4 protein-coding genes are annotated in these 4,294 nt (G+C 73.1%); 3 read left to right on the plus strand and 1 reads right to left on the minus strand.

From position 1 onward, the window contains the following. Positions 1-55: 55 nt before the first annotated feature. Positions 56-817 (minus strand): DeoR/GlpR family DNA-binding transcription regulator, encoded by a 762-nt coding sequence (locus AOK09_RS25360; RefSeq protein ID WP_055589559.1) that lies wholly within the window; start codon positions 815-817, stop codon positions 56-58. Positions 818-907: 90 nt separating this feature from the next. On the opposite strand from AOK09_RS25360, the gene AOK09_RS25365 reads away from it, so the two are divergent. From AOK09_RS25365 to AOK09_RS25375, 3 genes are all read left to right on the plus strand, one after another. Next, positions 908-2,116 carry an MFS transporter gene (locus tag AOK09_RS25365; protein WP_245687474.1) on the plus strand — a complete coding sequence of 403 codons (1,209 nt, stop codon included), beginning with the start codon at positions 908-910 and terminating at the stop codon, positions 2,114-2,116. 138 nt (positions 2,117-2,254) lie between these two features. Beyond that, positions 2,255-3,406, plus strand: a complete 1,152-nt coding sequence (locus AOK09_RS25370) for an FAD-dependent oxidoreductase (protein WP_055589561.1) — start codon at positions 2,255-2,257, stop codon at positions 3,404-3,406. Between the two features lie 159 nt (positions 3,407-3,565). Further along, positions 3,566-4,087, plus strand: coding sequence for an AAA family ATPase (locus tag AOK09_RS25375; RefSeq protein WP_055589562.1), 522 nt, complete (start codon positions 3,566-3,568; stop codon positions 4,085-4,087). Positions 4,088-4,294: the final 207 nt, after the last annotated feature.

Here is a 4,294-nt window from a genome sequence, read left to right on the forward strand (position 1 = left end):
GGCCGGTGAGGACCGCTCCCGTCCCGCCCGTGCGGTGTCCGGGCGGCAGGGGTGGTCAGACGGTCTTGACCAGGGTGCCGGCGCCTTCGAGTGCGGCGATCTCGTCGGCGGGTGCGGTGGCGTCGGTGACGAGGGTGTGCAGGAGGCTGGAGGGGCCGACGTAGGCGTAGGCGGTGCGGCCGAGTTTGCCGCCGTCCGTGGCGACGAGGATGCGGCGGGCGGAGGCGATGGCCGCCTTCTTCACCGCGGCGTCGTCGAGGTCGTAGGCGGTGAGGCCGTCGGCCGCGCTCAGTCCGCAGCAGCCGATGACCGCGGTGTCGAAGCGCAGCGCCGCCAGCGAGGCGAGGGTGAGGGGGCCGGTGAGGGCGCCCTCGGCGGCGCGGGGCTGTCCGCCGGGCACGACCAGGGTGGCCGGGCCGGGTGTCTCGGCGAACAGGTGGACGGCCTGGAGGGACAGGGGCATCACGGTGACGGGACGCTCGCGCAGGAGCCGGGCGACCTCCAGGCAGGTGGTGCCGCTGTCCAGCAGGATGCTCTCGCCGTCGGCGACGAGTGCGGAGATCTCGGCGGCGATCCGGCGTTTGGCGTCGACCGCCTCGTGGGCGCGCAGCGCGAACGGGGGCTCCTCGCCCCTGAGCAGCAGCGTGCGCGCCCCACCGCGGACGCGTTCGAGGACGCCCTGTGCGGCCAGTGTGTCGAGGTCGCGCCGGATGGTCATCTCCGAGGCGCCCGTCAGCTCCGCGAGCTCCTGGACCGTGGCGCCGCCGGAGTCCCTGACGGCCTTGGCGATCAGCCCGTGCCGGTCTGCGTTGCTCATGCAGTGATTGAACACCACCAAAGAACGAACAATCAAGCTGTTCGTTATCCCGCCTTTCGAACATTAGTAATGTTCGTTACGGTGAGCGTCATGGAACGTGCGCTGCGAGCCGCCCGTGTGGCGACCTATGTCTACTTTGTGCTGTGCGGAACCCTGATGGGCGCCTGGGTGGTGCACATCCCGGCCGTCGAGGAACGGGTGGGCATCAGCCACGCCACGCTGGGCGGGCTGCTGGTGCTGCTCGGGCTGGGGGCCTTCGCCGGCATGCAGGTGGCCGGCCCGCTGACCGACCGCCTCGGTGCACGCGTGGTGGTGCCCGCCGGCGGGGTCCTGTGCGGCGTGACCCTGGTACTGCCGGGCCTCGCCCGGGATCCGTGGGCGCTGGCCGGTGCCCTCCTGGCCTTCGGCTTCTGCAACGGCTGCCTGGACGTGAGCATGAACGCCCACGCCGTGCACGTGGAGAAGGCGTACGGCCGCCCCGTGATGTCGGGCTTCCACGCCACCTTCTCGGTCGGCGGCGTCCTCGCCTCCCTCGCCGGAGCGGGTGCCGCGAGCGCCGGCCTCGACCCGGTCGCGAGCATGGCCGCCATGGGAGTCCTGGGCGTCGTGATCGCCCTGGCGTCGGCACGTGCCCTGCTGCCCGTCGCCCCCGCCGCCGCGAGCGCCGGCGCAACGGAGGAGACGCGGAAGGCGCTTGCCGCCGCGCACCGCGGCGCCGCCGGGCGGGTCTGGCTGCTCGCCGTCCTGGCGCTGATGGTCATGCTCTGCGAGGGCGCCGCCAACGACTGGAGCGCGCTGCACCTCAAGGACGTCCTGGGTGCGCCGGCCGGCACTGCCGCCTTCGGCTACGGCACCTTCGCGGCGGCCATGACCATCGGCCGGTTGCTGGCCGACCGTCTCGCCGCCCGGTTCGGTTCGACGGCGATCCTGCGCCACGGCGCGATCACGGCCGCTGTCGGCATCACGCTTGTGGCTCTGGGCCCGTGGATGTGGGCCGCGTTCGCGGGCTGGGCGCTGTTCGGCCTGGGCCTGTCGGGCTGCGTACCGCAGTTGTTCAGCGCGGCCGGGCACGCCGATCCCGCTGCCGCCGGCGCCAATGTCTCCCGCGTCGCCGGGCTCGGCTATGTCGGCATGCTCGCCGGTCCCGCCGTCATCGGCTGGCTGACCCACCTCGTCGCGCTCGGCCACGCCTTCGTCCTGCTGACCGTGCTCTGCGCGACCACCGCTGTGGGCGCCCGGGTCCTGCGCACCGGGCCCGACCGTACGCCCCGGAACGATCCGGCGCCGGTCGGCCACTGACCGCCTTGTGCAGCGAAGGGTCCGCCCCAGCCACCCGCGAGCGAACTTGTTCGGAACGAACGTGTTCGTTACGGTGGGGAGGGCAACGCGAACCCGCCGCAGAAGCACCTGCGCGCCGCAGACCTCCCGGAGGCCCCGATGAGTACGAGCACCCACCACCCCGTCGCGATCATCGGCGGAGGCCTGGGCGGACTCACCGCCGCCCGGGTCCTCCACACCGCCGGCATCCGGGCGACGGTCTTCGAAGGAGAGGCGTCCGCGGCGGTCCGCACCCAGGGCGGCATGCTCGACATCCATGAGGAGAGCGGACAGCGGGCACTGCACACCGCCGGTCTCCACGAGGGCTTCCGCGAGATCATCCACCGGGGCGGAGAGGCCATGCGCCTGGTCGACCCCGACGGCACGGTCCACATCTCGCAGGAGGACGACGGCCGGGGAGGGCGCCCGGAGGTGGACCGCGGCGACCTGCGCGACCTGCTGCTGAACTCCCTGCCGGACGGCACGATCCGCTGGGGCGGCAAGGTGACCGGGGCCCGCCCGCTGGGTGACGGCAGCCACCAGGTGACCTTCGCCGACGGCTCCGCCGTCACCACCGACCTCCTCATCGGTGCGGACGGTGCCTGGTCCCGGATCCGGCCGCTGGTCTCGGACGCCGTGCCGGTCTACACCGGCATCTCCTTCGTGGAGACGGACCTGCACGACGCCGACCTCCGCCACCCGCGCAGCGCCGCCCTCGTCGGCGGCGGGTTCTTCGTCTGCCTGGGCGGCGGGCGCGGCTTCCTCGCCCACCGGGAGACCGACGGCAGCCTCCACGTCCACACCGCGCTCAAGGCGGACGAGGGCTGGCTGGACACCGTCGACTTCGATGACACGGCGGCCGCCAAGGCCGCGGTCCTCACGCACTTCGAGGGCTGGGACGACGGACTGCGCGACCTGGTCGGCGACGCCGACGGGGCGCTGGTGCCGCGCCGCATCCACGCCCTGCCCGTCGGGCACCGCTGGGAACGCACCCCGGGGGTGACCCTGCTCGGCGACGCCGCCCATCTGATGTCCCCGTTCGCCGGCGAGGGCGCCAACCTGGCGATGCTCGACGGTGCCGAACTCGGCCGGGCCGTCGCCGACCACCCCGGAGACATCGAGGCCGGCCTGGCCGCGTACGAGAAGGCGCTCTTCCCCCGCAGCGAGGCGTCGGCCGCCGAGTCCGCCGCCGCCCTGGACGCCATGTTCGGCGAACGGGGTCTGGAGATGATGATCGGCTTCTTCGGTGGCGGCGGCCCGGCCGCCGGGTGACGGCCGCCCGGCGCAGTCCGCCCGCGTCCGGCCGGCGGCGCGACGAGATCGGCCACCCTGCCGCGGCTGCCCGTGCGGCGGATGCGATCCGCGTACCCGCCCGGCGCCGCGCCGGAAACGCCCGGGCGTCACCGTCCGGCGCCCGTTAGCCTCACCGGCATGGAACAGGCGGATGTCCTGCCGCAGCTGGACGGCACCGAGCGCGGTCTGGTGGTGATGATGTGCGGCCTGCCCGGTTCGGGCAAGAGCACCTACGCCCGGGCGCTTGAACGCCGCGGCTACACCAGGCTGTCGATCGACGAGGTGGTGTGGGCGCGTGTCGGCCGCGACGCCGCGGGCCTCGACCCGGCCGAGTACGAAGAGCTCAAGTCCGCCGTGGAGCAGGAGCTGTGGGAGGTGCTGATCCGCCTGATGGAGTCGAGGCTGCCCGTCGTCATCGACTACAGCTTCTGGAGCCGGGCCACCCGGGACCGGTACAAGGCCCTGATCGAGAGCCATGGCTGCCGATGGCAGCTGGTCCGCCTCAAGGCCGACCTGGAGACCCTGCGACGGCGGCTGAACGACCGCAACCGGAGGAACGACGCGAACAGCGTCACCGTCTCCGACGAGATCCTGGAACGCTACTTCGCCGCCTTCGAGGAACCCGTCGGAGAGGGCGAACTGGTCATCGTCCAGGAGTAGTTCCTCTCGGGGCCGCGGAGGGGGCCCACCCGGGACGGGCGACGGCGGGGCGGGGGAGACGGCCGGGTGAGGCTCCGACGCGGGGTCCGTGGCGAACCCCTGACATATGTCATGGGTCGTCAAGGGGCGATCGCACTACTGGGCGGACGGGGGCCGCGCCCACGATGGTGGGCATGGACACCGAGCAGCCGGCACCCGCGCCGGACC

It is taken from the genome of Peterkaempfera griseoplana (assembly GCF_001418575.1).
Lineage (GTDB): Bacteria > Actinomycetota > Actinomycetes > Streptomycetales > Streptomycetaceae > Peterkaempfera > Peterkaempfera griseoplana.

Excerpts from the sequence above, each read along its gene's own strand:
- AOK09_RS25360 (WP_055589559.1), bottom strand. The coding sequence starts at position 817 with ATGAGCAACGCAGACCGGCACGGGCTGATCGCCAAGGCCGTCAGGGAC.
- AOK09_RS25365 (WP_245687474.1), top strand. The coding sequence starts at position 908 with ATGGAACGTGCGCTGCGAGCCGCCCGTGTGGCGACCTATGTCTACTTT.
- AOK09_RS25370 (WP_055589561.1), top strand. The coding sequence starts at position 2,255 with ATGAGTACGAGCACCCACCACCCCGTCGCGATCATCGGCGGAGGCCTG.
- AOK09_RS25375 (WP_055589562.1), top strand. The coding sequence starts at position 3,566 with ATGGAACAGGCGGATGTCCTGCCGCAGCTGGACGGCACCGAGCGCGGT.